Origin of the sequence: Kribbella sp. NBC_00359 (assembly GCF_036097425.1) — a bacterium.
Lineage (GTDB): Bacteria > Actinomycetota > Actinomycetes > Propionibacteriales > Kribbellaceae > Kribbella.
Genome location: NZ_CP107975.1, coordinates 3,425,861 through 3,450,703 on the forward strand (window position 1 = coordinate 3,425,861; position 24,843 = coordinate 3,450,703).

The following is a 24,843-nucleotide window of genomic DNA, read 5'->3' on the forward strand; positions in this document are numbered from 1 at the left end:
GACAGGAGCAGCCCGGTGGCTCGTCCTCCCCGTGCGGTGTTCGTCACGCTGCTCGCCACGGCCCTTTGTGTGGGTCTGGTGAGCGGAGCACGCGCCGTACCCGGATCAGTGCAGTCCGCGCAGCAGGCTCCCGTCGTACTGGCGCCGGCCAAGGGCGCGGGCGTCGCACCGACGGCGGCCGGCGTCCAGAAGGCGCTCGCCGCGTTCCTCAAGGACCCGTCCCTCGGCAAGCACCGGGGCATCTACGTGTACGACGCCTCACGCGGCCAAGCGGTGTTCTCGGCCGGTACGGCGACTCCGTTCACCCCGGCGTCCACGCTGAAGCTGCTGACGACGGTCTCGGCGCTGGAGACCCTCGGAGCCGATCACACCTTCACCACGAAGGTGGTGAGCGCGGCCAACGGCTCGATCGTCCTGGTCGGTGGTGGTGACCCGTTGCTCGCCACGAAGCCCGCGGCGAGCTCCGACTTCCCGGCCCGCGCGACCCTGCAGACATTGGCCGCGAGTACGGCGAAGGCACTGAAGGCGCAGGGCGTCACGCGTGTCAGTCTCGGCTATGACGCCTCGCTCTTCACCGGTCCGGCCGCCAACGCGAACTGGGAGCCGAACTACCTGCCCGAAGGCATCGCGGCCCGCACTTCGGCGCTGTGGGTGAATGAGGGCCGGCTCTCTCCGGGCATGGCCAAGCGGTCGGACGCTCCGGCGCAGGCGGCCGCAGCCGCGTTCGCCAAGCTCCTGGCCGGTTACGGGATCGCCGTGGCGCCGGCCGTCCGCGCCGCGGTCGCTCCGGCCGCAGCGAAGCCCATCGCGCAGGTGGCGTCGCCGACGCTGGGCCAGATCGTCGAGTACATCAACCTGCACAGCGACAACGACGGTGCGGAGGTGCTGCTGCGCCAGGTCGGCCTGGCGACCAAGAACGGCGGTTCGTACGTCGGCGGCGTCAAGGGAGTCCGGGAGACGCTCACCAAGCTCGGACTGGACGTCAGCAAGGCGCGGATCTTCGACGGCAGTGGCCTGACGCGGGCCAACAAGGTGCCGCTCGAGCTTCTGGCCGGTGCGGTCCGGGTGGCGGCGTCGGAGGACCACCCGGAGCTGCGGCACCTGCTGACCGGTCTGCCGGTCGCAGGCTTCACCGGCAGCCTCGAAGACCGCTTCGTCGCACCCGGTACGAGCACCGGCACCGGACTGGTCCGTGCGAAGACCGGAACGCTCACCAACGTCCACAGCCTGGCCGGCCTGGCCCGTGACCGCACAGGCACGCTCCTGGTGTTCGCGATCGCCACGGACAGCGTCGCGGTCCCGCAGACGCTCAACGCCCGCGCCGCCCTCGACCGGGCCGCCGCAGCCCTCGCCAACTGCGGCTGCGCTGTCTGATCGGAAGCGCGTCTTGGGACATACGACTAGGGTCGGAACATGAGTACGGCGGAAGGCGGGACCACGGCCGAGATGGTCGACTGGCAGCTGGCGACCGGAGTGGCGCGGAAGCTGCTGCGCCCCGGACCGGCGGTCAGCCGCGCGGAGGCGGACCAGGTAGTGGCCGAGTTGCGTCAGTTCGCGGCCGACTCCGAGCACCACGTCCGGGAGTTCACGGGACTGCAGGCCACGTCGGCCACGGCGCCGGTCGTGATCGTGGACCGGCCCGGCTGGGTGCAGGCGAACGCTGACGGCTTCCGGACGGTGCTGCAGCCGCTGGCCGACAAGCTGCGGGAGAAGGCGGAGCGGACCGGCGGGTTGTCCTCGGCGGTCGGCTCCCGGGTGACGGCCATCGAGGCCGGCGCCCTGCTCGCCTTCCTCTCTTCTAGGGTGCTGGGCCAGTTCGACCCGTTCTTCCCGGCCGAGCCGGACCCGGAGCGGCCCGATCTGACCGGTCGGCTCCTGCTGGTGGCGCCCAACGTGATGCACGTCGAGTCCGAGCTGGGCGTCGTACCGCGGGACTTCCGGCTGTGGGTGTGCCTGCACGAGGAGACGCACCGGGTGCAGTTCACCGCGGTCCCGTGGCTGCGGGATCACCTGCGGTCCGAGATCGCCTTGTTCCTGGACCAGGCCGAGCTGGACGCATCGGCGTACGCGGCGATGTTCCGCGAGGCTGTGCAGCGGCTGGGCCGGTCGATGCGGGGTGAGACCGAGCTGAGCCTGGTGGATCTGATGCAGTCGCCGGAGCAGCGGGCGGTGCTGGATCGGCTGACCGCGGTGATGTCGCTGCTCGAGGGTCACGCGGACTTCGTGATGGACGGGGTCGGGCCGTCGGTGATCCCGACCGTGGAGACCATCCGGTCCAAGTTCACATCGCGCCGCCAGAGTGGCAACCCGGTGGACCAGTTGCTGAAGCGGCTGCTCGGGCTGGACGCCAAGCTGCGGCAGTACAAGGACGGCGCCGCGTTCGTCCGCCGAGTGGTCGACCAGGTCGGCATGGACGGGTTCAACCGGGTGTGGACCGGTCCCAACACGCTGCCGACCAAGAACGAGATCGCGAACCCCGATGCCTGGGTCGCCCGGCTCCACGGCTGAGCCGCCGGCCCGGTCCACGGCCGAGGAGCTCGTCGAGCACCGGAGAGGGAAGCTGCACCCCGCCGTGGCGCGCACCCGGGAGGCGGTCCGGACCATGCTGTCCGAGCTGCCGCACAGTACGACGGTCCTGGTGGCGTGCTCGGGTGGCACGGACTCGCTCGCCCTGGCCGCGGCGACCGCGTTCGAGGCGCCCAAGCTCAAGCTCCGCGCCGGTGCTGTCATCGTCGACCACGGTCTCCAGGCGGACTCCGCCCATGTCGCCGAGACGGCCGCCGAGCAGTGCCGGGGGCTCGGACTCGACCCCGTCCTGGTGCGCCCGGTAGAGGTGGGCAGCGACGGCGGTCCGGAGGCGGCGGCCCGTTCGGCCCGGTACGACGCCCTCCGCGACGCGGCCGACGAGTTCGGGGCGGACGTCGTACTGCTGGCGCATACTCGCGACGACCAGGCTGAGACCGTGCTGCTGGGGCTCGCCAGAGGGTCGGGTGCGCGTTCGCTGGCCGGGATGGCTCCGGTGGCCGGACTGCTCCGGCGGCCGTTCCTCGAGCTCCCACGCGCCACCACGGCGGCCGCGTGCATCGCGTCCGGGCTCCGGCCGTGGCACGACCCGCACAACGACGATCCGCAGTACACCCGGGTCAGAGTCCGCCACGAGGTGCTTCCAGTGCTGGAAGAGGCGCTCGGCCCTGGAGTGCTCGAGGCACTGGCCCGTACGGCGGGACTCCTCCGGGCGGATGCGGATGCACTCGACATGCTCGCGGCGGACCTGGCGGAGACGGCGGTCCGGCGTACTGACGACGAAGTGCAGTGCGACGTCGGGATGCTGGCGGACGAGCCCGCCGCGCTGCGGACCAGGGCGCTGCGGCAGGCGGCCCTCGAAGCCGGTTGCCGGGCCACCGACCTCACCGCCGGGCACATCGCGGCCGTCGACGCACTGGTGACGGACTGGCGCGGACAGCGGTGGATCGATCTGCCCCAAGGTGTCCGGGCAGTCCGCCGGGGCGGGTTCATCCTCTTGGGCCCAGGTGTGACAGGCTGACTGTGTGGATGCGGCGGACATCGAGAAGGACCTGACCAAGATCCATTACACCGAGGACCAGATCCTGGCGAAGCTGCGGGAGCTGGCGGGGCGGATCGAGCAGGACTACGAGGGCAAGGACCTCCTGATGGTCGGCGTCCTGCGGGGCGCGGTGATGGTGATGGCCGACCTGGCCCGGTCGTTCAGCCGGCACGTGGAGATGGACTGGATGGCCATCTCGTCGTACGGCTCGGGGACCAAGTCGTCCGGTGTGGTCCGGATCCAGAAGGACCTGGACACCGACATCACCAACCGGCACGTGCTGATCGTCGAGGACATCATCGACACCGGGCTGACGCTGAGCTGGCTGGTCAGCAACCTGGAGTCACGGAAGCCGGCCTCGCTGGAGCTGTGCACCGCGTTCGTGAAGCCGGGCGCTGCCAAGATGCGGGTCCCGGTCAAGTACGTCGGGCTGGAGCTGCCGGACGAGTTCGTGGTCGGGTACGGGCTCGACTACGCGGAGAAATACCGGAACCTGCGCAGCGTGGCGACGCTCGCGCCGCACGTCTATTCCTGACGACGCCGGGGCGGTGGGGCGGGGAAAGTCCTAAACTGGTCCCTCGGGGCGGACTTGGTGACGGCCTGTACAACAGGTCGTACCGTCTTTGGTGACCCTCGTGGTGTGTTGTCTTGTGCGACACGAGACACTTGGACTGGTGTTACCGTCTCAAGCCCGCATACCCGGGCCTGCCGAGCTAGGAGGGACGGGGCGTAGGCCTCGATCATGGACGTGAAGCGCATCTTCCGCGGACCCCTGTTCTGGATCGTCGTCGCCTTCCTGGGCGTACTGGTGATCGGACAGCTCCTGACCGGCTCGACCGGGTACAAGTCCGAGCCGACCGGCCAGGTCGTGCAGCTGATCCAGCAGGCCAAGTCGTCGAGCGACAAGACGATCAAGTCGGTGACGCTGATCGACCCCGACCAGGAGATCCGGGTCGAGAAGACCGACGGCACCAAGATCAAGGCGAACTGGGTCGACGGTCAGGCCGACACCCTCGGGGCCGACCTGCAGTCGCTGTTCCAGAGCGGCAAGATCGAGCGGTACAACGTCGAGAACCCGAAGCCGAGCTTCATCGGCCAGGTGTTCTCCACGCTGATCCCGTTCCTGCTGATCGCGGTCGTCTTCATCTTCTTGATGAACTCCATGCAGGGCGGCGGATCGCGGGTGATGAGCTTCGCCAAGTCCAAGGCCAAGCTGATCACCAAGGACACTCCGAAGACCACGTTCGCGGACGTGGCCGGCTGTGACGAGGCGATCGAGGAGCTCGGCGAGATCAAGGAGTTCCTGCAGGAACCGGGGAAGTTCCAGGCGGTCGGGGCGAAGATCCCGAAGGGCGTCCTGCTCTACGGCCAGCCGGGTACCGGTAAGACCCTGCTCGCCCGCGCGGTCGCCGGTGAGGCGGGCGTGCCGTTCTACTCGATCTCCGGTTCGGACTTCGTCGAGATGTTCGTCGGTGTCGGTGCCTCCCGGGTCCGCGACCTGTTCGAGCAGGCCAAGACGAACGCCCCGGCGATCGTGTTCATCGACGAGATCGACGCCGTCGGCCGGCACCGTGGTGCGGGCCTCGGCGGTGGTCACGACGAGCGCGAGCAGACGCTGAACCAGCTGCTGGTCGAGATGGACGGCTTCGACATCCGCGGCGGTGTGATCCTGATCGCGGCGACCAACCGGCCCGACGTGCTCGACCCGGCGCTGCTGCGGCCCGGCCGGTTCGACCGGCAGATCGCCGTCGACGCGCCGGACCTGCCCGGTCGCGAGCAGATCCTCAAGGTGCACGCGCGGGGCAAGCCGATGGCGCCGGACGTGGACCTGCGGGCGGTCGCCCGTCGTACGCCGGGCTTCACCGGTGCCGACCTGGCCAACGTGCTGAACGAGGCCGCCCTGCTCACCGCGCGGAACAACCTGCAGGTGATCGACAACCGCGGGCTGGACGAGGCGATCGACCGGGTCATCGCCGGTCCGCAGCGGCGCAGCCGGCTGATGTCGGACAAGGAGAAGGTGCTGACGGCGTACCACGAGGGCGGCCACGCTCTGGTGGCGGCCGCGCTGCCGCACTCCGACCCGGTGCAGAAGGTGACGATCCTGCCGCGGGGCCGGGCGCTCGGCTACACGATGGTGATGCCGGACGAGGACAAGTACTCGACCACCCGGTCCGAGATGCTGGACAAGCTGGCCTACATGCTCGGTGGCCGCGCGGCGGAGGAGATGGTCTTCCACGACCCGACCACCGGCGCCAGCAACGACATCGAGAAGGCGAGCGCTTTGGCTCGGGCGATGGTCACTCAGTACGGCATGACCGAGCGGCTCGGCGCGATCAAGTTCGGCTCGGACGGCAGTGAGCCGTTCCTGGGCCGCGACTTCGGCAGCCAGCGGAACTACTCCGAGGAGATCGCGGCCGCGGTCGACGAGGAGGTCGGCAAGCTGATCCTGAACGCGCACCAGGAGGCCTTCGACATCCTGGTCGAGAACCGCGCGGTCCTGGACCACCTGGTCGAGGAGCTGCTGGAGAAGGAGACCCTGGACAAGAACGAGATCGCCCGGGTCTTCGCGCCGGTGGTCAAGCGGGAGCGGCGGCCGGCCTGGACCGGTTCGTCCACCCGGGTGCCGTCGGACCAGCCGCCGGTGATGCCGGTGCCGACGCGCGCCGAGCAGAACGGCTCGCTGTCGGATGTCCTGCCGGGCGGTTCGGTCGGCCCGGACGAGGCCGTCCGCCCGCCGACCTACGGCAGCGGCCCGACCCCGCCGTCACCGAACGACTGAGCTGAACCACAGCAACGCCGTCACCCGATCGGGTGACGGCGTTGTTCTGTTTACAGTTGCGAGATGACGTCGCCGAAGTTCGACCATGCACGGGCGGAGCGGGCTGTCCGCGAACTGCTGATCGCGATCGGGGAGGACCCGGATCGCGAGGGGTTGCTGGACACGCCGGCCCGGGTAGCCCGCTCGTACGCCGAGATGACCGGCGGGCTGGGTCAGCGGGCCGAGGACGTGCTGACGACGACGTTCGACATCGGCCACGACGAGATGGTGCTGGTGAAGGACATCGAGGTCTGGAGCCTGTGCGAGCACCATCTGGTGCCGTTCACCGGGGTCGCCCACGTCGGCTACATCCCCAGCCGGGACGGCCGGATCACCGGGCTGTCGAAGCTCGCCCGGCTGGTCGACCTGTACGCGAAACGACCGCAGGTCCAGGAACGGCTGACCACTCAGGTCGCCGAGTCCCTGGTCGAGCTCCTCGAGCCGCGCGGGGTGATCGTGGTGATCGAGTGCGAACACCTCTGCATGACCATGCGCGGCGTCCGGAAACCCGGTGCCAAGACCATCACCTCCGCCGTCCGTGGCCAGCTCCGCAACCCCGTCACCCGCGCCGAGGCGATGAGCCTGATCGTCGGCTGAAAAACCCGCCGTAGCCTCGGGCAGCCTTGATTCGTTGGAGGGTGAAAGCCGATACCTGTGGACATTCTGTCGCTGAGCGTTTACTTTCCGTAGTGGCACTTGGCCAACGGGGACCAGGTGCCGGTGTGAGGAGGACAGGATGTCGGGGCGTTTCCGGGTCGGCGCCGCACTTGCCGGGGTCGTCGTACTGACGGCCGGCGGGCTGGTCGCGGCGAACTGGGCCACCGCCGAGACGCGGACCAAGCCGACCGGGCAGAAGTCCGATCCGGTCGGGACGGTGACCGAGCGGTCGCCGGCGGTCGCGGAGGCGCTCGAGGAGCACCTCGGGCCGGACTCGGGCGTGGTCGGCAGCTACTACGACGACGCCGGTGACCTGGTCGTCGCGGTGTCCGACCTGACCGCCGCCGAGCTGGTCCGCGGGGCCGGCGCCATCCCGCGGCTGGTCCGCTTCACGATCGGCCAACTGACCGCCGTGCAGCGCGAGCTGGACCAGCTCGCCATCGGCTCCAGCGCGGGCAAGGTCCGGTCTTGGTACGTCGATCCCGTCTCGGGCACTGTGGTCGTCACCGTGCCGACGGGCGCGCACGACCAACTCACCGAGCGGTTCCTGTCCCGCGCCGAAGCGAACGGCGACCGGGTCACGGTCCGCACCGTCGCCGGCAAGGTGACCACGACCGCCGACGACTTCAGCCTGCGCGGCGGGGTCCAGGTGGACAAGAACACCGGGTACGTCTGCTCCCTCGGCTTCAACGCCCGGACCACCAAAGGCACCCGGATCTTCCTGACCGCCGGGCACTGCACGGCCGGCAAGCCGTCGTTCTCGCGGAACGGCTACATCCTCGGCAACACCCGGACGTCGAGTTTCCCGGGCAACGACTTCGGCACGGTCGGCGTGATCGAGGGCTGGGACCAGCAGGGGTACGTCGAGGGCTGGGGAGCCGGGAACATCGCGGTCCGCGGGATCGCGAACGCGACCGTCGGATCCACGCTCTGCAAGTCGGGCAAGAGCACCGGCTGGACCTGCGGCCGGATCGTCGCCCGGAACGTGACCGTCAACTACGGCAGCAACAAGGTCGTCCGCGGGCTCTTCCAGCACACCGCGTGCGTCGAGGCCGGCGACTCCGGCGGCGCGAACATGACCGGCAACTACGCCCAGGGCATCACCAGTGGGGCCGCGCTGATCGACGGGCAGTGCCTGGAGAAGTACGGCCAGACCAACGAGTCCTACGCACAGCCGATCGCAGAAGCGCTTCAAGCCACCAAGTCACGGTTGATCCTCACTAACTGATCCCACCTGGTGGGGTTGGGGGTGGGGGCCACTACGGTGGTCGGGTGAGCGATGGGTCGTGGGGTCACGTCGACGGGCTGCCGGTGCTGGACCGGTGTCTCGTCATGGGCGTCGTCAACGTGACACCGGACTCGTTCTCGGACGGCGGTGAGTGGTTCGAGCCGGCCGCCGCGATCAAGCACGGCCGGGAGTTGCTGGCCGACGGGGCCGATCTGCTCGACGTCGGCGGGGAGTCGACCCGGCCGGGCGCCGAGCGGCCCGCGCCCGAGGAGGAGATCCGCCGGGTGCTCCCGGTCATCGAGACGCTCGCCGCCGAGGGCGCGCTGATCTCGGTCGACACCATGCGGGCCGGCGTCGCCGCGCTCGCCCTCGACGCCGGCGCGGTGATGATCAACGACGTGTCCGGCGGCCAGGCCGACCCGGACATGCTTCCGCTGGTGGCAGAGCGCCGTACGCCGTATGTCTGTATGCATTGGCGCGGCCACTCGATCGACATGCAGAACAAGGCGGAGTACGACGATGTGGTCGCCGAGGTGATCGCGGAACTCGCCGGGCGGATCGACGCGATCCGTGCGGCCGGCGTCGATCTCGGCCGGGTCGCGCTCGACCCCGGGCTCGGTTTCGCGAAGAACGCGGACCACAACTGGGAGATCCTGCGAAGGTTGCGGGAATTCGCCGTACTGGATCGGCCGTTGTTGATCGGTGCGTCCCGGAAGGCGTTCCTCGGTAGGCTGCTCGCCGACGAGCAGACCGGCGAACCCAGACCGGCCGTACGACGAGACGATGCGAGCGCGGCTGTATCCGCCCTGGCCGCCGCCGCGGGAGCCTGGTGTGTCCGGGCGCACGCGGTGGCGCCGAGCGCGGACGCTGTCCGGGTGGCGAAGAGATGGGGAGCGGTATGACGGACGGACCGGGCAGTCCGCGCCGGAGCGCAGGAGGCGAAGGGGCGCGCGGTGCCTCGGTGGAGGACGTCGTGCTGACCGCCAACACCGCGTTCTACAACGCGTTCGAGGCCGGCGACCTGGACCTGATGGCGGCGGTCTGGCTGCCGGAGCCCGACCCGGTCTGCATCCACCCCGGGAACGCGGCCATCTCCGGGTACGCCGAGATGATGCGCGCCTGGGCGATGATCTTCGCGAACACGCCGTACATCCAGTTCTTCCTCACCGATGTGCAGGTGCGCGTGGATGAAGACGTGGCATACGTCACGTGTACGGAGAATGTCCTGTCCTCGGGTGAAGGTGCTCCCGAGGAGGGGTTCGCGGGCGGGAAGGCACTCGCCACGAACGTTTTCCGTCGAACTTCTACCGGCTGGCGGTTGTGGATCCACCATGCCTCACCGGTACTGTCGTCTGGGGGCCGACAGGAGGAGGCGGAATGAGCGGTCCCGTACTTACTCCTGATGTGATCGAGATCCGTGGCATCCGCGGCTTCGGGCGCCACGGCGTGTTCGAGCACGAGCGAGCCGACGGGCAGGAGTTCGTCGTGGATGTCCGGCTGGAGCTGGACACCCGGCCCGCCGCGGCCTCCGACAACCTGGCCGACACCGTGAACTACGGGGTGGTGGCCGAGCAGGTGCACCAGGCGATCGAGAACGACCCGGTGGATCTGATCGAGACCCTCGCCCAGCGCATCGCCGACCTGTGTCTCGCCGACCGGCGGGTGACAGCGACCGCGGTGACCATCCACAAACCCTCGGCGCCGATCACGGTGCCGTTCGACGACGTTGTCCTGACCGTGCAGCGCAGAGCCGGAGAATCCTCGTGACTGAGACCCCTAGTCCCCACGTCATCGACGCGGACACCCTGAGCGGTGGCCTGAAGCCGATCCGCCAGGTCATCCTGTCGCTCGGCAGCAATCTCGGCGATCGTGAGGCGAACCTGCAGGGCGCGGTCGATGCGCTGCGGGACACCCCGGACGTCGTGGTGGTCGAGGTCTCACCGCTCTACGAGACCCAGCCGGTCGGCGGCCCGGACGAGTCCGGCCCGTACCTGAACGTCGTCCTGCTGGCCGACTCGACGCTGTCGGTCGACCTGCTGCTGGACCGCGCGCACGCGATCGAGCAGGCGTTCGGCCGGGAGCGCAGCGTGCCGGGCGCGCCGCGGACCCTCGACGTCGACCTGATCACCTACGGCCAGAAGACGATCGAGTCCGAGGAACTGACCGTGCCGCACCCGCGGGCGCACGAGCGTGCGTTCGTCCTGGCGCCCTGGCTCGACATCGAGCCGGACGCGGTGCTGCCGGGTCATGGCCCGGTCACCGAACTGCTCGCCAAGGTCGGCACCGAGGGCGTGACCAAGCTCGACATCGAGCTGCAGTAGTGGTGTCCGGCGGTCCCGAGCCAGGCCAGGCGCCCAGTAACGAGCCCGGCAAGGAACCGCCGCGTCCGGGCTCGGTCCGGCCGACCTCACGCCGGCTGCTGATCGCGATCGCCGTCCTCGGGGCGGCGATCGGCGTGACCATCGTGCAGGCCATCGAGTCCAGCGGCGGTGTCGCGCCGGCCGTCTCCTGGCTGACCTTGATCGCCTGGAGCTTCCTGGCCGCGCTGCTGTTCGCCGCGGCCCGCAACACTCATCAGCGGATCCAGGTCCGGCGGGAGCGGATGGAACCGTCCCGCGCGGTGTTCCTGTTGCTGATCGGGAAGGCGAGTGCGTTCGTCGGCGCGTTGTGCGCCGGGGTTTACGCAGGGTTCGCGTTATCCTTCCTGGAGGCGATGGGCTCCTCCGGGCCTCGTAACCGTGTGATCATGGCCGGTGCCGCGGCGGTGGTCTCAGTGCTGGTCGTCACGGCCGGATTGTTGCTCGAACGCGCGTGTCGTATTCCCGAGGACCCCGACGAGACCCCCTAACATGTCGGTCCATGGGGTCAAGGGGTAGCCGCCGTCGAACCAGGACCACAGTTCTCACCGTCGCCAACGGTCTGCTGATCGTTGTCTGCCTGGGCGTCAGTGCCGCGCTCTTCTCGCAGAACGCCTGGATTCTCCGGGCTGCCGCGGTAGCCGCCGTTGTGATCGCGATCGCCGCCTCGGTGCTGTTCCGCCACCAGCTGCTGGTCGAACGCCTGGCCCATTCCGACGAGCGGGCCCAGGTGGCCCAGGAGTACTCGCGCATCACCAGCGCCCGCGTGGTCGAGAACGCGGAGTTCGTCGACCTGATGCAACGCCGGCTGGACAAGATCGACGCCCGCCTGGACAAGATCGACCAGGAGGTCGCCACGGTCGTTGCCGCCGGCGACAAACACTCCCAGGCCGAGGCCCCCACCGTCGTCGACCTCAAACTCCGGGGCCTGGCCGCTTCCTGAGTACGCCGTCCCGCCCCATACTGCGAGGTGGGGAGGGGATCAGCATGGGGCTGGACGCGAACTACCCGGCTGTGACGATGAACGACCCGAACGGGCACGTCACGGTCTACAACCAGGACCACCTGCCGATCGGGCAGCTGGGTCCGACACCCTTCGAGTCGCCGTCGGTGAACGTGACGTGCAAGCGGAAGGCGTGGGACGACGCCGACTGGTACCGCCTGCTGAATCCGGAGGGCTGGCCGTTCCCGGCGGACGAGGCGTACGTGTCGGCCGACGAGACCCACGAGCTCAATCCCGGGCAGCCGTACCCGATCCCGCAGTGCGCATCCGGCTGCCCGATCAAGATCGGCCAGGCCGCCGCCGGAGCACTGGCGATCGGTGCGGTGGCCGCGGCGGCCGCCTGGCGTCGCAAGCGCAGGGCGCTGGGCACGGCCTGAGGCTCGGTCGCGTAGGTTCGGGATGTGGATCTCGCGAAGCTGCTGAAGGTTGCCGAAGCCGCCGTCGATCGCGGGCGGGTGATCACCGACTCCCGGGCACCGGGCGTGCTGACCTCCAAGGGCGATCGCGACATGGCCTCCGAGGTGGACTTCGCCGTCGAGCGGGAAGTGCGGGCGTTCCTCGAACGCGAGACGCCGGAGATCGGCGTACTCGGGGAGGAGGAAGGTGGCGCGACCGACGGGACGCGGTGGGTGCTCGACCCGGTCGACGGGACGGTCAACTTCATCCATGGTGTGCCGCTCTGGGGCATCTCGCTCGGCCTGATCCACGAGGGCCGGGCCGTGGCGGGCGTGATCGATCACCCGGCGCTCGGGACGAGGTACGCCGCGGCCGAGGGCCTCGGCGCGACCTGCAACGGCAAGCCGGTCCGGGGCAGTGAGTGCGCCGACCTGACCGACGCATTGGTTGCCGTGGGCGACTACGCGGTCGGGCCGGACGCGGAGCGGGTGAACGCCGAGCGGTTCGCGCTCACCCAGCGCCTCTACCCCCGGGTCCAGCGCCTCCGCATGATCGGCACCGCGGCGACCGCCCTGACCTGGACCGCGGCCGGCCACTTCGACGCGATGATCATGTTCTCCAACAAGCCCTGGGACACCATGGCCGGCGTAGCCATCTGCCGTGAGGCCGGTGTCACCGTCCTCGACCTCGACGGGTCGGACCACTCACCCGAGTCGCGCGGCACCTTCGCGGTCTCGGCCGGCCTCCGCGAACCGCTGCTCGAACTGCTCGGCTGAGCTACTTGTCGATGTCGCCGACGACGAAGAACATGCTGCCGAGGATGGCGATCATGTCGGGGATCATCGTGCCGGGCAGCAGCGCGGGCAGGGCCGAGATGTTGTTGAAGCTGGCCGAGCGGAGCTTGAGGCGCCACGGGGTCTTGTCGCCGCGGGAGACCAGGTAGTACCCGTTGATGCCGAGCGGGCTCTCGGTCCAGGCGTAGGTCTGGCCCTCGGGGACCTTGAGGATCTTCGGCAGCCGGACGTTGATCGGCCCGGCCGGCAGCGCCGACAGCTTGTCCAGGCAGGCGTCGACCAGGTCGAGCGACACCTTCACCTGCTCCAGCAGCACCGAGAAGCGGGAGAAGCAGTCGCCGTCGGTCCGGGTGACCACCCGGAGTACGCCGTCCCGCAGCAACTCGTCGTACCCGAGGTAGGGCTCGTCGCGGCGGAGGTCGGCGTCGACGCCGGAGGCACGGGCGATCGGGCCGGAGACGCCGTACTGCGAGACGAGCTCGGGGGAGAGCTTGCCGACGCCGACGGTGCGGGCGCGGAAGATCTCGTTGCCGAGCACGATGTCCTCGATGTCGGGCAGCCGCTTGCGGACCGCGGCCGAGGCGTCGGCCGCGCGACCGAGCCAGCCGTACGGCAGGTCCTCCTTCAGCCCGCCGACCCGGTTGAACATGTAGTGCATCCGGCCGCCGGAGAGCTCCTCCATCACGGCCTGGATCGTTTCCCGCTCGCGGAAGGCGTAGAAGACCGGCGTGATCGCGCCGAGCTCCAGCGGGTACGAGCCGAGGAACATCAGGTGGTTCAGGATCCGGTTCAGCTCGGCCAGCAGCGTGCGCAGCCAGACCGCGCGGACCGGCACCTCCAGGCCCATCATCCGCTCGACCGCGAGGACGACGCCGAGCTCGTTGGCGAACGCGGACAGCCAGTCGTGCCGGTTCGCCAGCACGATGATCTGCCGGTAGTCGCGGACCTCGAACAGCTTCTCCGCGCCCCGGTGCATGTAGCCGATGATCGGCTCGCACCCGACGATCCGCTCGCCGTCCAGGGTCAGCCGCAGCCGCAGTACGCCGTGCGTCGCCGGGTGCTGCGGACCGATGTTGAGCACCATGTCGGTGGTCGCCAGTTCCGAGCCGCTTCCGGTCCCGCCGCGCTCGTACGCAGGGTCGAATCCGGCCGCCCCCGCGCCGACTCCCACCACTCGTTCGGTACTCATGCCCCCTATCGTGACAGGCTTGGAGTGTGGATGACCTCTTCGCACCCTCGGATGTCAGCTGGACGCCGGTCTCGCCGAAGCTGGCGGCGGTCCGCCGGCTGAACGCGGCGCTCATGGCCGGCGTGCTCGGGCTGGCGGCGTTGTTCGGGCTCGGACTGACCCTGGGCTGGGCCTACGGCGGCCTCGCGCTGCTCGTGGCCGTGGCCGCCTTCGGCTGGTCGTGGGTCCTGATCGGCCGGAACCAGAGGTCCTGGAAGTACGCCGAACGCGACGACGAGCTGCTGGTCAGCCACGGGATCATGTTCCGCGAGCTGGTCGTCGTGCCGTACGGGCGGATGCAGTTCGTCGACGTGGCCGCGGGGCCGCTGGAGCGCGCGTACGGGATCGCGACCGTGGAGCTGCACACCGCGACACCGGCGACCGACGCCAAGATCCCGGGCCTGCACCCGGACGAGGCCGGCCGGCTGCGTGACCGTCTCTCCGCCCTCGGTCAGGCCCAGGCGTGGGGCCTGTGACCGAGCATCCGCCCGGGCAGACCGCGGTCGTGGAGCAGACCGGGGCGCGGCTGCATCCGCTGACCCCGTTCGTGAAGGGCTGGGGCTACTTCGTCGTCGCGTCCGTCGCACTGGTCAACAACGAGGGTCTGCGGAGCAATCTGACGATCGCCGGCATCGGTCTGGCCGCCGTACTCGTCGGCGGCAGCCTGCTCGGCGCCCTGTCCTGGTACTTCACCAAGTGGCAGCTGACCGACGATGCGATCCGGGTGGACAGCGGGTTCCTGTTCCGGCGGACCCGGATCATCCGGTTCGACCGGATCCAGGCGATCGACGTGGCCCAGCCGTTCGTCGCCCGCCTGTTCGGGATGGCCGAGCTGCGGATGGATGTGGCCGGTGGTGGCAAGAGCGACGGCAAGCTGAGCTATTTCCGGTACGACGAGGCCGTCAAGCTCCGGACCATCCTGCTGGTCCGGGCCAAGGGCGAACGCGTCGCCGAGCAGCAGGAACAGCAGGTGGAGTCGGCGCCGCTTCTGGTCGTCCCGACGACCCGCCTGCTCGGGGCGACCCTCCTGTCGTCCACAGTGCTCGGTAGTGCGGGCGCTCTGATCTGGTTGGTCGTCGCGACGGAGTGGCTGAACTTCCACATCGGTCTGTTCGCCGCTCTGCCGCTGCTGTTCGGTGTGGTGCAGCCGATCTGGAAACAGGTCGTCGGCAACCACGGCTTCACCCTGACGGAGAGTGGCCATGGTCTACGGACCAAGCGCGGCCTCTTCGACGTGCAGCGGCAGACCATCCCGCCCGGCCGCGTACAAGGCCTGCTGATCACCGAGCCGCTGATCTGGCGTCTGCTCGGCTGGGCCCGGGTCGAGTTGGACATCGCCGGTGTGGCCGGCAACAAGGAGGACGGCGACGACGAGCGCCAGGGCGCCCAGCTCCTGCCGGTCGGCGACCGTGGCGAGGTCGCGGGCGTGCTGGCCCGCATCCTCCCGGGACTCGACCTCGCGCGCATCCAGATGCACGTCGCGCCGGAGCGGGCCAAGTGGCTGCGCCCCGTCGGCTGGCGCTATCTCGCGTACGGCGCCGACGACCAGGTGCTGGTCACAGTCCGCGGCTGGGTGAGCCGCCGTACGTCGATCGTGCTGCATCACAAGACCCAGTCCGTGCGGCTGGAGCAAGGCCCGCTCCAACGGCGGCTGGGCCTGGCTAACGTCCATGTGGACACCCCACTCGGCCCGACCGACGCCGTCGCGCTCCACCGCGACCAACGCGAGGCCGCGCAACTGGTGCAGGCTCAGGCCGACAGAGCCCGCGAAGCACGCCGGGTGGCGTCCGCTCCGACCGCGGTCCACACCCAGCCGAACCCGCCGAGCCCAGAGGGGTCCAATAGTTCGGCGGCCTCGCCGGCCGACGACAGCTCGGCCACGTAGCGCAGCGGCTCCGTCTGAGCCAGCTCCAGGCTCGGACGGGCCGCACTGACCCCCAGAGCACGCAGAGCGTCGCGCTGGAGCACGAGAGACCCATCCAGCGAGTCCCAAGCCACATGCGCCGTCACGTCGCACGAGCCGTCCAGGACCGGCTCGCACTCCCGCCCGGCCCGGAAGCCGGTCACAGTCCCGTACGGCGGCCGGTCGGTGCGGAGATGTCCGTAGTCGATGGCGATCGCGACTGCACCATCCGCCAACCGGTCGACCACGGATGCCCACGCCTCGTCGCGGGTCCGGCCGATCTCGGCGCGGTCGCCGGGCTCGCCGGGCCACCAGCGCCGCAACCAGTCCAGATCGTTGCCATCGACAACATCTCCCGCTGTCAGGTCGGCCGACAGATAGCGCGGTACGCCGTCCTCGTCCCACTCGACCAGCTCACACGGGATGTTGTCGAGCCACTCGTTGGCGACGACCAGGCCGGTCAGCGACGGCGGTAGATCGTCGTCCAGCTCGATCTCCACCACCGGCAAGCCCTCGTCGCGCAACACCTTGCCCAGTTCGCCGGAGCCCGCGCCGATGTCCACGACCTGATCAGCACCGACCGCACGCGCCAACCGGGCGATGGCCTGGCCGAACAGCGCCGACGCGTGCACCGACGTACGGAAGTGGCCAGCCGGGCGTTCCCGCCGGTAGAACCCAGCGGGGCCGTAGAGCGCCGTCTGCCAGGCAGCCCGGAAGGTGGTCACCGCGCACCCAGCGGTACGGCGCCGAACTGGACCCACAAGCCGTCCTCACCTTCTCGCCACAGGCCCAGCTCGGTGAGCTGAAGACGTGGCGCGGGCGCGGCGGCGAGAGCCTCACGGGCCTCCGCGACGACCGCCGGGCCGCCCTGCTCGGACGACGAGATGGTCAGGTGTGGCTGCGGGTCCGGGAACTCACCGCCGTACGGCGGGCACTCAGGGAAGGCCTGGAAGACCGAGTGCAGCAACGAGACGACGGCGTCGTACGGTTCTGGCTTCAGCCATGCAGTGCCGTTCGGGAACTGACCCGCGGTCGGGAAGCTGACCTCGAACGGCTCGAACGACGTCACCGCATCCGCCAGTCGCCGGACGTCGGCCTCCGTGGGCTCCGCGACCCACGGGACCAGCACAGTGACGTGTGGCGGGATCAGCTCGGTCAGTGGGACGTGTGATCGCGCGGTCGACCGCGACACCGAGCGCCAGCGCTCGGTGTACGCCGCAAGTTCGGGGACTGTGATCAGAATCGCGGTCAACCCACTCCGCGCGGCCCAGGCATCGCTCACCATCGCATGCTCTCATCACCTACGCTGGCAGGGAGGTCGTCTGGTACCCCGCGCGGGACTGGAACGAAGAGAGTTGAGTGATGGAACGGATCGGCTTGATCGGAGCCGGCCGGGCCGGGACCGCCGTGGGAGCAGCCTTGGCGGCAGCCGGACATCCCCTGGTCGGCGTCACCGCACGGTCGGGCGCGTCACGCGAACGCGCCGCCCGTCTTCTTCCGCATGTGCCTGTGCTGTCCGCCGATGAGGTCACCACTCGTGCCGACGTCGTCCTGGTCGCCGTACCGGACGACCTGATCCACGACCTCGCCCACACGTTGCCGCTGACCAGTGCGCAGTACGTCGTCCACCTGTCCGGAGCCCACGGACTCGGACCGCTGGCCGGGCTCGCCGCGATGCCGGTGGCACTGCATCCGTCGATGACATTTCCCGGGGGCGCGGTGAAGCTGGACGGCGTCATGTTCACGGCAACCGCGCCGGATGAAGCACGGCCGATGGTGGAGCGCCTGGTGAAGGCTCTCGGGGCTCAGCTGCAGTGGGTGGCCGACGAGCAGCGGGCGCGGTACCACGCGGGTCTCTCACACGGCGCGAACCACCTGACAACGTTGCTCACCCAGGCGGTCGGCATCCTGCGGGAAGCAGGCGTGGCGGATCCGGCCGCGACACTCCGTCCGCTGCTGGCCGCAACCCTCGACAACACGCTGCGATCCGGTCATCATGCGCTCACCGGGCCGATTGCCCGGGGCGATGTCGACACGGTGGCAGCACATCTGTCCGTACTGCGGGACCGGACGGCGAGCACGTACGCCGAACTGGCCCGCGCGACGGTGGAGTTGGCGGCGGCCGACGGACGACTGGACCCGGACACGGTGGCACGGTTCGACGAGGTGCTCGAGCGGGATCGAACAGGGGAGGCACCGCGATGAGACTCACCCAGACGAAGGCCGAACTGCGAGCGGCCGCGGCGATCCGGCCGCGGGCGGTCGTGATGACGATGGGCGCCCTGCACGACGGCCATGCCGCGCTACTGGCCGAGGCCCGCGAGCGGGTCGGTCCGGACGGCAGCGTAGTACTGACCATCTTCGTGAACCCGTTGCAGTTCGGGCCCTCCGAAGACTTCGACCGCTATCCGCGCACGCTGGCCAGTGACCTGGCGATCGCCAAGAACGAGGGCGTCGACCTGGTCTTCAACCCGTCCCGCGACGAGCTCTACCCGAACGAGCCGTCCATCACCGTGCATCCCGGGCCACTGGCCGACGAGCTCGAGGGGATGGTCCGGCCGGGTCACTTCGCCGGCGTGCTGACGGTGGTGGCGAAGATGCTGCACCTGACCGCGCCCGACCTGGCCCTGTTCGGCGAGAAGGACTACCAGCAGCTCACGCTGATCCGCGAGATGATCTGTGACCTCGACTGGGACGTCGACATCGTGCCGGTGCCGACCGTGCGGGAGCCTGACGGACTCGCGTTGTCCTCACGCAATCGCTACCTCGACGAGACCGAGCGTGACGAGGCGCTGGTGCTGTATCGCGCGCTGACCGCCGGAGCGAAGGCCGGCATGAACGGCCCGGACGCCGTGATGGCCGCCGCCCACGCCGAGCTCGAGGCGGTCCCGTCGGTCCGGATCGACTATCTCGCTCTGCGCGCACCGGACCTCGGCCCGGTGATCGGCCCCGGCGAGGCCCGCATGCTGATCGCCGCCCGCGTAGGGGCCACCCGTCTCATTGACAACATTTCCATCACGCTCAGGTGAAATCGATTGATACGGTCACCGAATGACCGCACCCGCAGTCCCGCAACGGCTGGCCGCCCCTGAGCCTGGCTGGACCGACACTGTCGACGTGGTGGTGATCGGGTCCGGGATCGCCGGGCTGACCGCCGCCCTGAAGGCCCGTGAGCTGGGATCCGTGCTCGTGGTGACGAAGGACGTCGTTGCGTCCGGCTCGACCCAGTGGGCCCAGGGCGGGATCGCGGCCGCCCTTGATCCGGAGGACTCGCCCGAAGAGCACCTCCAGGACACCCTCGTCGCCGGCGCGGGGCTCAGCGATCCGGAGGCTGTCCGCGTCCTGGTCACGGAAGGGCCGGACGCCGTCCGGGACCTGATCGAGTTGGGTGCGCGGTTCGACACCGTCGACGGCGACCTCTCGCTGGGCCGGGAAGGCGGGCACCACCGCAACCGCATCGCGCATGCCGGTGGCGACGCGACCGGCGCGGAGATCGAGCGAGCCCTCGTCGCCGCCGTCAAGCGGGCCGACGACATCCGGCTGATCGAGCACGCCCTCGTCATCGACCTGTTGACCGCCGAGGACGGCGCCGTCGCCGGCGTCACCCTGCACGTGATGGGCGAGGGGCAGCTCGACGGTGTCGGCGCGGTCCGCAGCCGGGTGGTGATCCTCGCCTCCGGCGGCATCGGTCAGTTGTACGCCGCCACCACGAACCCGAGCGTGTCGACGGGTGACGGCATGGCGCTGGCGTTGCGGGCCGGCGCGAAGGTGCGTGACCTGGAGTTCGTGCAGTTCCACCCGACCGTGCTCTGGCTGGGCAAGAGCGCGAAAGGCCAGCAGCCGCTGGTGTCCGAGGCGGTCCGGGGCGAAGGCGCGTTCCTGGTCGACCACGAAGGCAATCGCTTCATGCAGGGCCAGCACGAGCTCGCCGATCTCGCCCCGCGCGACATCGTGGCGAAGGCGATCATGCGGCAAATGCTTGCCACCGGCAAGGATCACGTCTACCTGGACGCACGGCATTTCGGCGACGAGAAGTGGCGGGTGCGGTTCCCGACCATCCTGGCGGCCTGCCGGTCGCACGGTATCGACCCGGTGCGAGAACTGATCCCGGTCGCGCCGGCCTGCCACTACTCGTCCGGCGGGGTCTGGACCGACCTGCACGGACAGACCTCAGTGCCCGGCTTGTACGCGTGCGGCGAGGTGGCGTGCACCGGCGTACACGGCGCCAACCGCCTGGCCTCGAACTCGCTGCTCGAAGGGCTGGTCTTCGCGCGGCGGATCGCCGCCCAGCTGGCCAACAGTCTTCCCGAGCTGCGCGAGCCGGCCGTGGACACCCGTGTCCCCGGTCTGGTCGACGCGGACGTCGTACCCGAGCTGCAGCGGGCGATGACGGTCGGCGCCGGAGTGATCCGGAGTGCGAGCGGACTGTCGGAGGCCGGCGCGGCGCTGGGCAAGCTGATCGAGCAGCCCGCCGGCGAGCCCGGTACGCCGGGATGGGAGGCGACCAACCTGGTCACAGTGGCGTCGGCGCTGATCGAGGCCGCCACCGTGCGCGAGGAGAGCCGCGGCTCACACTGGCGTGAGGACTACCCGGATCGCGACGACCGGCACTGGTCGGGCAGTCTTGACCTGACCCTCCCGTCCGAGGGTCAGTCGGCGCGGCCGGTCAGCACGTTCGTGCCGCACGGATCCGAGGAGAAACAGCATGGATGAGACGGTCGACAGGCAGTGGGTCGCCGACCTCGTGCGGGCCACCATCGAGGAGGACCTGGCCGGGGGCGTCGACGTCACCACGACGGCCACGGTCGATCCGGACCAGATCTCGGTCGCCGAGCTGGTCGCCCGGGGCGACGGCGTGGTCGCCGGCCTGGAGATCGCCGAACTGGTGATCCGGCAGGTCGCCGCGCCGGAGGAGGTCGAGCTCGAGTACTCCGTCCGCGACGGCGCCTCGGTGCGCAAGGGCGACATCCTGATGACGATCCGCGGCAAGACCCGGCAGTTGCTGACCGCCGAGCGCACGACGCTCAACCTGCTCTGCCACCTCTCCGGCGTGGCGACGCTGACCCGGCGCTGGGTGGACGCGGTCGACGGCACCGGCGTGGTCATTCGCGACACCCGCAAGACGATGCCGCTGCTCCGGTCGCTGGAGAAGTACGCCGTCCGGTGCGGTGGCGGGAAGAACCACCGGATGGGCCTGTCCGACGCGGCGCTGATCAAGGACAACCACGTGATCGCGGCCGGCGGGGTCGCCGAGGCGTTCCGGCTGGTCCGGAAGGCGTATCCGGACATCGCGGTCGAGGTCGAGGTGGACACGGTCGGCGACGCGCTGATCGCGCTGGAGTCCGGTGCAGACCTGATCCTGCTGGACAACATGGACATCCCGTCGCTGCGCGAGGCGGTCGAGAAGGTGGCCGGCCGGGCGCGGCTGGAGGCTTCCGGCGGCCTGACCCTCGATCAGGCCCGGGCGGTCGCCGAGACCGGCGTCGACTTCTTCGCGGTCGGGGCGCTCACCCACTCCGCGCCGGTCCTCGACATCGCCCTGGACCTGCGAGAAGCGTGATGCTGCTCGCTGTGGCCGTAGAGAACACCAGGACCCTGGTCGGCCTGGTCTTCGAGGGGGCGGTCAAGCGGCATTGGTGGGTCGGCACCGACCCTCGCCGGACGGCGGACGAGTGGGCGGTCCTGTTGCAGGGGCTGCTCGCCGGCGAGTCCCCGGTATCAGGGGTCGCGGTGTGTTCCGCCGTACCGCATGTGCTGCACGAGTTGCGGGAGGTAGTCGCCCGGTACTACCAGGACGTGCCGAGCGTCGTGGTCGAGCCGGGGGTGAAGACCGGGCTGCCGGTGCTGGTGGACAACCCGCGCGAGGTCGGCACCGACCGGATCGCCAACGCCCTCGCGGCGGTCCAGCGGTACGGCGCTCCCTGCCTGGTCGTCGACGTGGGGACGGCGATCACCATCGATGTGGTCAGTCCGGCCGGCGCGTTCATCGGCGGAGTGATTGCCCCAGGCATCGAAACCGCGACCGACGCGCTGGGCACCGCGGCCGCCCAGCTGCGCCGGGTCGAGTTGGTCCGGCCGCGCTCCGTAGTCGCCAAGAACACGGTCGAAGCCCTGCAATCCGGAGCGATCCACGGTTTTGCGGCCCTCGTCGACGGTCTGGTCGACCGGATCCGCGTGGAGCAGTCGCTTGATCCCGCGACTCCGGTGGTGCTGACCGGCGCTCTCGCTCCGTTGCTCGCCGGCGAGTTGGCGACCCCGATTCGTCACGAGCCGTTGCTCACTTTGCACGGTCTGCAGCAGGCGTTCGCCCGCAACCACCAATAGTTGCCTCATCGGGCAAAAGCTCTTGTGCCCTTCAGGTGATCTGGATCACCATGAAGTCAGCTACCGTGGGGGGAGATCATGAGAGCTACTTATCGGGTACTTGCCGGACTCGTTGCGGTCGGCGTGGTTTTACAGGCGATGTTCATCGCCCTCGGCTGGTTCACGGCGATCAAGGACATGGACGACGGCCTGGTGATCGACAAGAACTACGACGGCAACATCGGTCACACGCTGCATGGCCAGTTCGGGACGCTGGTGATCCCGATCCTCGCGTTGCTGCTGCTGATCGTGTCGTTCTTCGCGCACGTGCCGGGCGGAATCAGGTGGGCGCTGTACGTGTTCGGCCTGGTCGTCCTGCAGATCGCGCTTGCGTTCGTGTCGTTCGGCGCACCTGTGGTCGGGCTGTTGCACGGCCTGAACGCCTTCGCGCTCCTCGCGGTCGCGGCCATCGCCTCCCGGCGAGCCGCCGGGGCTCCGGTCGCCGCCACGGAGACCACGACCGAGGCGACCGCTTAGATGCCCTTGGCAACTGACGGACGGCGGCCGTGACGGTGCGGCTGCCGCCTCGCCGGGTCCTGATCGCGATCCTCGCGACGCTCGTCGTGCTGACGCCGATCGCGTTCTTCTGGCAGCGGAGCCTGGTGCCGAACGACCTGTCGCCGATGGCGATGGGGTACGCCGACTTCGGCGGTGGGCCGGCGGAGCACGTGCATCACGGCGTCGACGTCAGCACTCTCACCGGGCCGGCGAATCGAACGGTCGACGTGGTGGTGGATCTGGTGGCCCGCAAGGAGAAGTTCGACATCCCCGGCCGCGGGTCGATGGACGGCTACACCTTGAACCACAAGTCACCGGGTCCGCAGATCGTCGCAAAACAAGGCGATCTGATCCAGGTCACCCTGCACAACGAGTCCGTGCCCGAAGGGATCACACTGCACTGGCACGGCGTCGACGTACCGGCTGCTGAGGACGGGGTCGCCGGAGTCACCCAGGACGCGGTCGGAGTCGGGCAGTCGTTCGTCTACCGCTTCGTCGCGGAGGACGCCGGCACGTACTGGTACCACTCCCACCAGGTCTCGCACGAACTGGTGAAGAAGGGCCTGTACGGCGTACTGATTGTCAAGCCCACACCCAGCGACGTGATCGCCGCGGTCCACACCTATGACAAGGTGCGAACAGTCAACGGCGAGTACGGCGAACGCCGGGTGGCGGCACCTGGTCCGTCGGTCCGGGTGCGACTCATCAACACGGACAACGGACCGATGGCGGCCTGGGTCGACGGAGCGCCGTACAAGGTCGTGGCGGTGGACGGGAACGAGGTGAACGCGCCGCCGGAGGTGAGTGGCAAGACGGTACTCGTCACTGCGGGCGGCCGGATCGACCTGCAGGTGACGATCCCGCAGGGGTCGGCGGTGCGGATCGGTCTGGGTGGAGGACCGACCACTCTGGTGATCGGCGACGGCAGTGCGCCGACCGGTACGCAACCGCGGGATCAGGTCGACCTGTTGACCTATGGCGCGCCGAAGTCGCTCGGGATCGATCCGGCGAAGGCGACGCGGGTGTTCCAGTACAACATCGGGCGGCGGATCGGGTTCTTCGAGGGCAAGCCCGGACTGTGGTGGACGATCAACGGGCATCAGTACCCGGACGTGCCGATGTTCGTGGTGACCGAGGGCGACATCGTCCGGATGACCATCAAGAACACCTCCGGGCAGGTCCATCCGATGCACCTGCACGGCCACCACGTCGTTGTACTGAGTCGCAACGGTGTGGCCGCGACCGGCAGCCCGTGGTGGACCGATTCGCTCAATGTCGAGGACAAGGAGACCTACGAGGTCGCCTTCGTCGCGAACAACCCGGGCATCTGGATGGACCACTGCCACAACCTGCCGCACGCGGCGCAGGGCCTGGTCACGCACCTGATGTACACCGGGGTCACCACGAAGTTCCACCTGGGCGGCGGGCCGGACAATCAGCCGGAGTGAATCGCCCGCCCGACCGTGAGCGCCGTACGGAGCGTCTCCGGCAGACCGTTGAAGGCCGCGTCGGGGGGAGTGCCGGTCGCGTCGAGGGTCTTGGAGAAGAAGGATCGCGCGGCCGCGGCCAGGACCACGTCGAGGACGTCGGTGTCGGTCAGGCCGAGGGCCTTCAGGGCGTCCACGTCATCCTGCGTGACGGCGTCGGCGGACAGCGCCACCTTGCGGGCGAAGGCCATCACCGCCCGGTCGACCGGGTCGTTCGCCGGCTCACTGACGAGGGCCGCGACCTCTTCGGACGTGTAGAACTTGTCGGCCAGGACCTGGCCGTGGGCGAGGCAGCAGTAACTGGACTTCAGTGCGGTCGCCGCGGCCAGCGTGGCGAGCTCGTAGCGGCGCAGGTCCATCGATTCCTTGATCGCGCCGTTGAGTTGCTTCCACGCGTCGTACACAGCCGGACGGGCCGCGAACGTGGTGACGAAGTTGGGCACGTGGCCGGCCGGCGCCCGGTTCTGCTCGAAGAACTCCGGGTCCTTCGGTGTGTCGATGAATGCCATGGTGTTCCCCCCTTGTGGGTCTCCTCACGGTAGAAGC

27 protein-coding genes and 1 pseudogene are annotated in these 24,843 nt (G+C 69.4%); 24 read left to right on the plus strand and 4 right to left on the minus strand.

What is annotated here, in order from left to right; translation table 11 throughout:
* Nucleotides 1-15 precede the first annotated feature (15 nt).
* The 15 genes from dacB to OG876_RS16815 all read left to right on the plus strand — a co-directional run bounded on the left by dacB (nt 16) and on the right by OG876_RS16815 (nt 12,800).
* Nucleotides 16-1,374 (plus strand): D-alanyl-D-alanine carboxypeptidase/D-alanyl-D-alanine endopeptidase, encoded by a 1,359-nt coding sequence (gene dacB, locus OG876_RS16745; protein WP_328525794.1) that lies wholly within the window; start codon nt 16-18, stop codon nt 1,372-1,374.
* Nucleotides 1,375-1,413: 39 nt separating this feature from the next.
* Nucleotides 1,414-2,508, plus strand: a complete 1,095-nt coding sequence (locus OG876_RS16750) for a zinc-dependent metalloprotease (protein ID WP_328525795.1) — start codon at nt 1,414-1,416, stop codon at nt 2,506-2,508.
* Complete coding sequence (gene tilS / locus OG876_RS16755) at nt 2,480-3,544, plus strand: tRNA lysidine(34) synthetase TilS (protein WP_328525796.1); 1,065 nt, start codon at nt 2,480-2,482, stop codon at nt 3,542-3,544. Before OG876_RS16750 ends, tilS begins: the two co-directional genes overlap by 29 nt.
* Before the next feature lie 4 nt (nt 3,545-3,548).
* Nucleotides 3,549-4,100 (plus strand): hypoxanthine phosphoribosyltransferase, encoded by a 552-nt coding sequence (gene hpt / locus OG876_RS16760; protein ID WP_328525797.1) that lies wholly within the window; start codon nt 3,549-3,551, stop codon nt 4,098-4,100.
* 207 nt (nt 4,101-4,307) lie between these two features.
* Complete coding sequence (gene ftsH / locus OG876_RS16765) at nt 4,308-6,344, plus strand: ATP-dependent zinc metalloprotease FtsH (RefSeq protein WP_328525798.1); 2,037 nt, start codon at nt 4,308-4,310, stop codon at nt 6,342-6,344.
* Nucleotides 6,345-6,407: 63 nt separating this feature from the next.
* Nucleotides 6,408-6,980 carry a GTP cyclohydrolase I FolE gene (gene folE, locus OG876_RS16770; RefSeq protein ID WP_328525799.1) on the plus strand — a complete coding sequence of 191 codons (573 nt, stop codon included), beginning with the start codon at nt 6,408-6,410 and terminating at the stop codon, nt 6,978-6,980.
* 139 nt (nt 6,981-7,119) lie between these two features.
* Nucleotides 7,120-8,268 carry a S1 family peptidase gene (locus OG876_RS16775; protein WP_328525800.1) on the plus strand — a complete coding sequence of 383 codons (1,149 nt, stop codon included), beginning with the start codon at nt 7,120-7,122 and terminating at the stop codon, nt 8,266-8,268.
* Nucleotides 8,269-8,372: 104 nt separating this feature from the next.
* A complete protein-coding gene (folP, locus tag OG876_RS16780; RefSeq protein WP_328526918.1) occupies nt 8,373-9,170 on the plus strand; it encodes a dihydropteroate synthase in 798 nt (265 codons plus the stop codon).
* Entirely contained in the window at nt 9,167-9,649 is a 483-nt protein-coding gene (locus OG876_RS16785; RefSeq protein WP_328525801.1) for a nuclear transport factor 2 family protein, read from the plus strand. The genes folP and OG876_RS16785 overlap by 4 nt, the downstream gene beginning before the upstream one ends.
* Nucleotides 9,646-10,035 (plus strand): dihydroneopterin aldolase, encoded by a 390-nt coding sequence (gene folB / locus OG876_RS16790; protein ID WP_328525802.1) that lies wholly within the window; start codon nt 9,646-9,648, stop codon nt 10,033-10,035. Before OG876_RS16785 ends, folB begins: the two co-directional genes overlap by 4 nt.
* Nucleotides 10,032-10,589, plus strand: a complete 558-nt coding sequence (folK, locus tag OG876_RS16795) for a 2-amino-4-hydroxy-6-hydroxymethyldihydropteridine diphosphokinase (protein WP_328525803.1) — start codon at nt 10,032-10,034, stop codon at nt 10,587-10,589. The genes folB and folK overlap by 4 nt, the downstream gene beginning before the upstream one ends.
* A gap of 2 nt (nt 10,590-10,591) precedes the next feature.
* The gene (locus OG876_RS16800) at nt 10,592-11,116 is read left to right on the plus strand and encodes a DUF3180 domain-containing protein (protein WP_328525804.1); all 525 of its coding nucleotides are present in this window, start codon (nt 10,592-10,594) and stop codon (nt 11,114-11,116) included.
* A gap of 11 nt (nt 11,117-11,127) precedes the next feature.
* On the plus strand, nt 11,128-11,568 hold the full coding sequence (locus tag OG876_RS16805) for a hypothetical protein (RefSeq protein ID WP_328525805.1): 441 nt from the start codon (nt 11,128-11,130) through the stop codon (nt 11,566-11,568).
* A gap of 44 nt (nt 11,569-11,612) precedes the next feature.
* Nucleotides 11,613-12,005, plus strand: a complete 393-nt coding sequence (locus tag OG876_RS16810; protein ID WP_328525806.1) for a hypothetical protein — start codon at nt 11,613-11,615, stop codon at nt 12,003-12,005.
* A 24-nt stretch (nt 12,006-12,029) separates the two neighbouring features.
* Nucleotides 12,030-12,800, plus strand: a complete 771-nt coding sequence (locus OG876_RS16815) for an inositol monophosphatase family protein (RefSeq protein ID WP_328525807.1) — start codon at nt 12,030-12,032, stop codon at nt 12,798-12,800.
* 1 nt (nt 12,801) lies between these two features.
* Here OG876_RS16815 and OG876_RS16820 read toward each other — a convergent pair whose 3' ends face one another.
* Nucleotides 12,802-14,007, minus strand: coding sequence for an NADH-quinone oxidoreductase subunit D (locus tag OG876_RS16820; protein ID WP_328525808.1), 1,206 nt, complete (start codon nt 14,005-14,007; stop codon nt 12,802-12,804).
* Between the two features lie 26 nt (nt 14,008-14,033).
* On the opposite strand from OG876_RS16820, the gene OG876_RS16825 reads away from it, so the two are divergent.
* Both OG876_RS16825 and OG876_RS16830 read left to right on the plus strand, forming a co-directional pair.
* Nucleotides 14,034-14,522, plus strand: coding sequence for a PH domain-containing protein (locus tag OG876_RS16825; protein ID WP_328525809.1), 489 nt, complete (start codon nt 14,034-14,036; stop codon nt 14,520-14,522).
* Nucleotides 14,519-15,931, plus strand: a complete 1,413-nt coding sequence (locus OG876_RS16830) for a PH domain-containing protein (RefSeq protein WP_328525810.1) — start codon at nt 14,519-14,521, stop codon at nt 15,929-15,931. Before OG876_RS16825 ends, OG876_RS16830 begins: the two co-directional genes overlap by 4 nt.
* Before the next feature lie 104 nt (nt 15,932-16,035).
* Here the strand turns inward: OG876_RS16830 and OG876_RS16835 are convergent.
* Together OG876_RS16835 and OG876_RS16840 are read right to left on the minus strand one after the other, a co-directional pair.
* Nucleotides 16,036-16,710, minus strand: a pseudogene (locus OG876_RS16835) (SAM-dependent methyltransferase); the annotation flags it as partial.
* On the minus strand, nt 16,671-17,234 hold the full coding sequence (locus OG876_RS16840; protein WP_328525811.1) for a 2'-5' RNA ligase family protein: 564 nt from the start codon (nt 17,232-17,234) through the stop codon (nt 16,671-16,673). The pseudogene OG876_RS16835 and the gene OG876_RS16840, both read right to left, overlap by 40 nt.
* A 77-nt stretch (nt 17,235-17,311) precedes the next feature.
* On the opposite strand from OG876_RS16840, the gene OG876_RS16845 reads away from it, so the two are divergent.
* The 7 genes from OG876_RS16845 (at nt 17,312) to OG876_RS16875 (ending at nt 24,258) form a co-directional block, all read left to right on the plus strand.
* Nucleotides 17,312-18,154 (plus strand): Rossmann-like and DUF2520 domain-containing protein, encoded by an 843-nt coding sequence (locus tag OG876_RS16845; RefSeq protein ID WP_328525812.1) that lies wholly within the window; start codon nt 17,312-17,314, stop codon nt 18,152-18,154.
* Nucleotides 18,151-18,978 (plus strand): pantoate--beta-alanine ligase, encoded by an 828-nt coding sequence (panC, locus tag OG876_RS16850; RefSeq protein ID WP_328525813.1) that lies wholly within the window; start codon nt 18,151-18,153, stop codon nt 18,976-18,978. Before OG876_RS16845 ends, panC begins: the two co-directional genes overlap by 4 nt.
* A gap of 22 nt (nt 18,979-19,000) precedes the next feature.
* A complete protein-coding gene (locus OG876_RS16855; RefSeq protein ID WP_328525814.1) occupies nt 19,001-20,662 on the plus strand; it encodes an L-aspartate oxidase in 1,662 nt (553 codons plus the stop codon).
* The gene (gene nadC / locus OG876_RS16860) at nt 20,655-21,509 is read left to right on the plus strand and encodes a carboxylating nicotinate-nucleotide diphosphorylase (protein WP_328525815.1); all 855 of its coding nucleotides are present in this window, start codon (nt 20,655-20,657) and stop codon (nt 21,507-21,509) included. The genes OG876_RS16855 and nadC overlap by 8 nt, the downstream gene beginning before the upstream one ends.
* Nucleotides 21,509-22,273 (plus strand): type III pantothenate kinase, encoded by a 765-nt coding sequence (locus OG876_RS16865; RefSeq protein WP_328525816.1) that lies wholly within the window; start codon nt 21,509-21,511, stop codon nt 22,271-22,273. The genes nadC and OG876_RS16865 overlap by 1 nt, the downstream gene beginning before the upstream one ends.
* Nucleotides 22,274-22,351: 78 nt before the next feature.
* Nucleotides 22,352-22,789 carry a hypothetical protein gene (locus OG876_RS16870; RefSeq protein WP_328525817.1) on the plus strand — a complete coding sequence of 146 codons (438 nt, stop codon included), beginning with the start codon at nt 22,352-22,354 and terminating at the stop codon, nt 22,787-22,789.
* A 29-nt stretch (nt 22,790-22,818) separates the two neighbouring features.
* A complete protein-coding gene (locus OG876_RS16875) occupies nt 22,819-24,258 on the plus strand; it encodes a multicopper oxidase family protein (RefSeq protein WP_328525818.1) in 1,440 nt (479 codons plus the stop codon).
* Here OG876_RS16875 and OG876_RS16880 read toward each other — a convergent pair.
* Nucleotides 24,246-24,806 (minus strand): carboxymuconolactone decarboxylase family protein, encoded by a 561-nt coding sequence (locus tag OG876_RS16880; protein ID WP_328525819.1) that lies wholly within the window; start codon nt 24,804-24,806, stop codon nt 24,246-24,248. The two genes, OG876_RS16875 and OG876_RS16880, sit on opposite strands and share 13 nt — an antisense overlap.
* Nucleotides 24,807-24,843 lie beyond the last annotated feature (37 nt).

What these genes read in the sequence shown, in the direction of transcription:
- folE (WP_328525799.1), top strand. Translation starts at nt 6,408, where the DNA reads ATGACGTCGCCGAAGTTCGACCATGCACGGGCGGAGCGGGCTGTCCGC.
- tilS (WP_328525796.1), top strand. Translation starts at nt 2,480, where the DNA reads ATGCCTGGGTCGCCCGGCTCCACGGCTGAGCCGCCGGCCCGGTCCACG.
- OG876_RS16840 (WP_328525811.1), bottom strand. Translation starts at nt 17,234, where the DNA reads ATGGTGAGCGATGCCTGGGCCGCGCGGAGTGGGTTGACCGCGATTCTG.
- panC (WP_328525813.1), top strand. Translation starts at nt 18,151, where the DNA reads ATGAGACTCACCCAGACGAAGGCCGAACTGCGAGCGGCCGCGGCGATC.
- OG876_RS16880 (WP_328525819.1), bottom strand. Translation starts at nt 24,806, where the DNA reads ATGGCATTCATCGACACACCGAAGGACCCGGAGTTCTTCGAGCAGAAC.
- folP (WP_328526918.1), top strand. Translation starts at nt 8,373, where the DNA reads ATGGGCGTCGTCAACGTGACACCGGACTCGTTCTCGGACGGCGGTGAG.
- OG876_RS16870 (WP_328525817.1), top strand. Translation starts at nt 22,352, where the DNA reads ATGAGAGCTACTTATCGGGTACTTGCCGGACTCGTTGCGGTCGGCGTG.
- OG876_RS16750 (WP_328525795.1), top strand. Translation starts at nt 1,414, where the DNA reads ATGAGTACGGCGGAAGGCGGGACCACGGCCGAGATGGTCGACTGGCAG.
- OG876_RS16845 (WP_328525812.1), top strand. Translation starts at nt 17,312, where the DNA reads ATGGAACGGATCGGCTTGATCGGAGCCGGCCGGGCCGGGACCGCCGTG.
- folB (WP_328525802.1), top strand. Translation starts at nt 9,646, where the DNA reads ATGAGCGGTCCCGTACTTACTCCTGATGTGATCGAGATCCGTGGCATC.
- OG876_RS16820 (WP_328525808.1), bottom strand. Translation starts at nt 14,007, where the DNA reads ATGAGTACCGAACGAGTGGTGGGAGTCGGCGCGGGGGCGGCCGGATTC.
- OG876_RS16775 (WP_328525800.1), top strand. Translation starts at nt 7,120, where the DNA reads ATGTCGGGGCGTTTCCGGGTCGGCGCCGCACTTGCCGGGGTCGTCGTA.
- OG876_RS16785 (WP_328525801.1), top strand. Translation starts at nt 9,167, where the DNA reads ATGACGGACGGACCGGGCAGTCCGCGCCGGAGCGCAGGAGGCGAAGGG.
- nadC (WP_328525815.1), top strand. Translation starts at nt 20,655, where the DNA reads ATGGATGAGACGGTCGACAGGCAGTGGGTCGCCGACCTCGTGCGGGCC.
- OG876_RS16805 (WP_328525805.1), top strand. Translation starts at nt 11,128, where the DNA reads ATGGGGTCAAGGGGTAGCCGCCGTCGAACCAGGACCACAGTTCTCACC.
- OG876_RS16855 (WP_328525814.1), top strand. Translation starts at nt 19,001, where the DNA reads ATGACCGCACCCGCAGTCCCGCAACGGCTGGCCGCCCCTGAGCCTGGC.
- OG876_RS16810 (WP_328525806.1), top strand. Translation starts at nt 11,613, where the DNA reads ATGGGGCTGGACGCGAACTACCCGGCTGTGACGATGAACGACCCGAAC.
- ftsH (WP_328525798.1), top strand. Translation starts at nt 4,308, where the DNA reads ATGGACGTGAAGCGCATCTTCCGCGGACCCCTGTTCTGGATCGTCGTC.
- OG876_RS16865 (WP_328525816.1), top strand. Translation starts at nt 21,509, where the DNA reads ATGCTGCTCGCTGTGGCCGTAGAGAACACCAGGACCCTGGTCGGCCTG.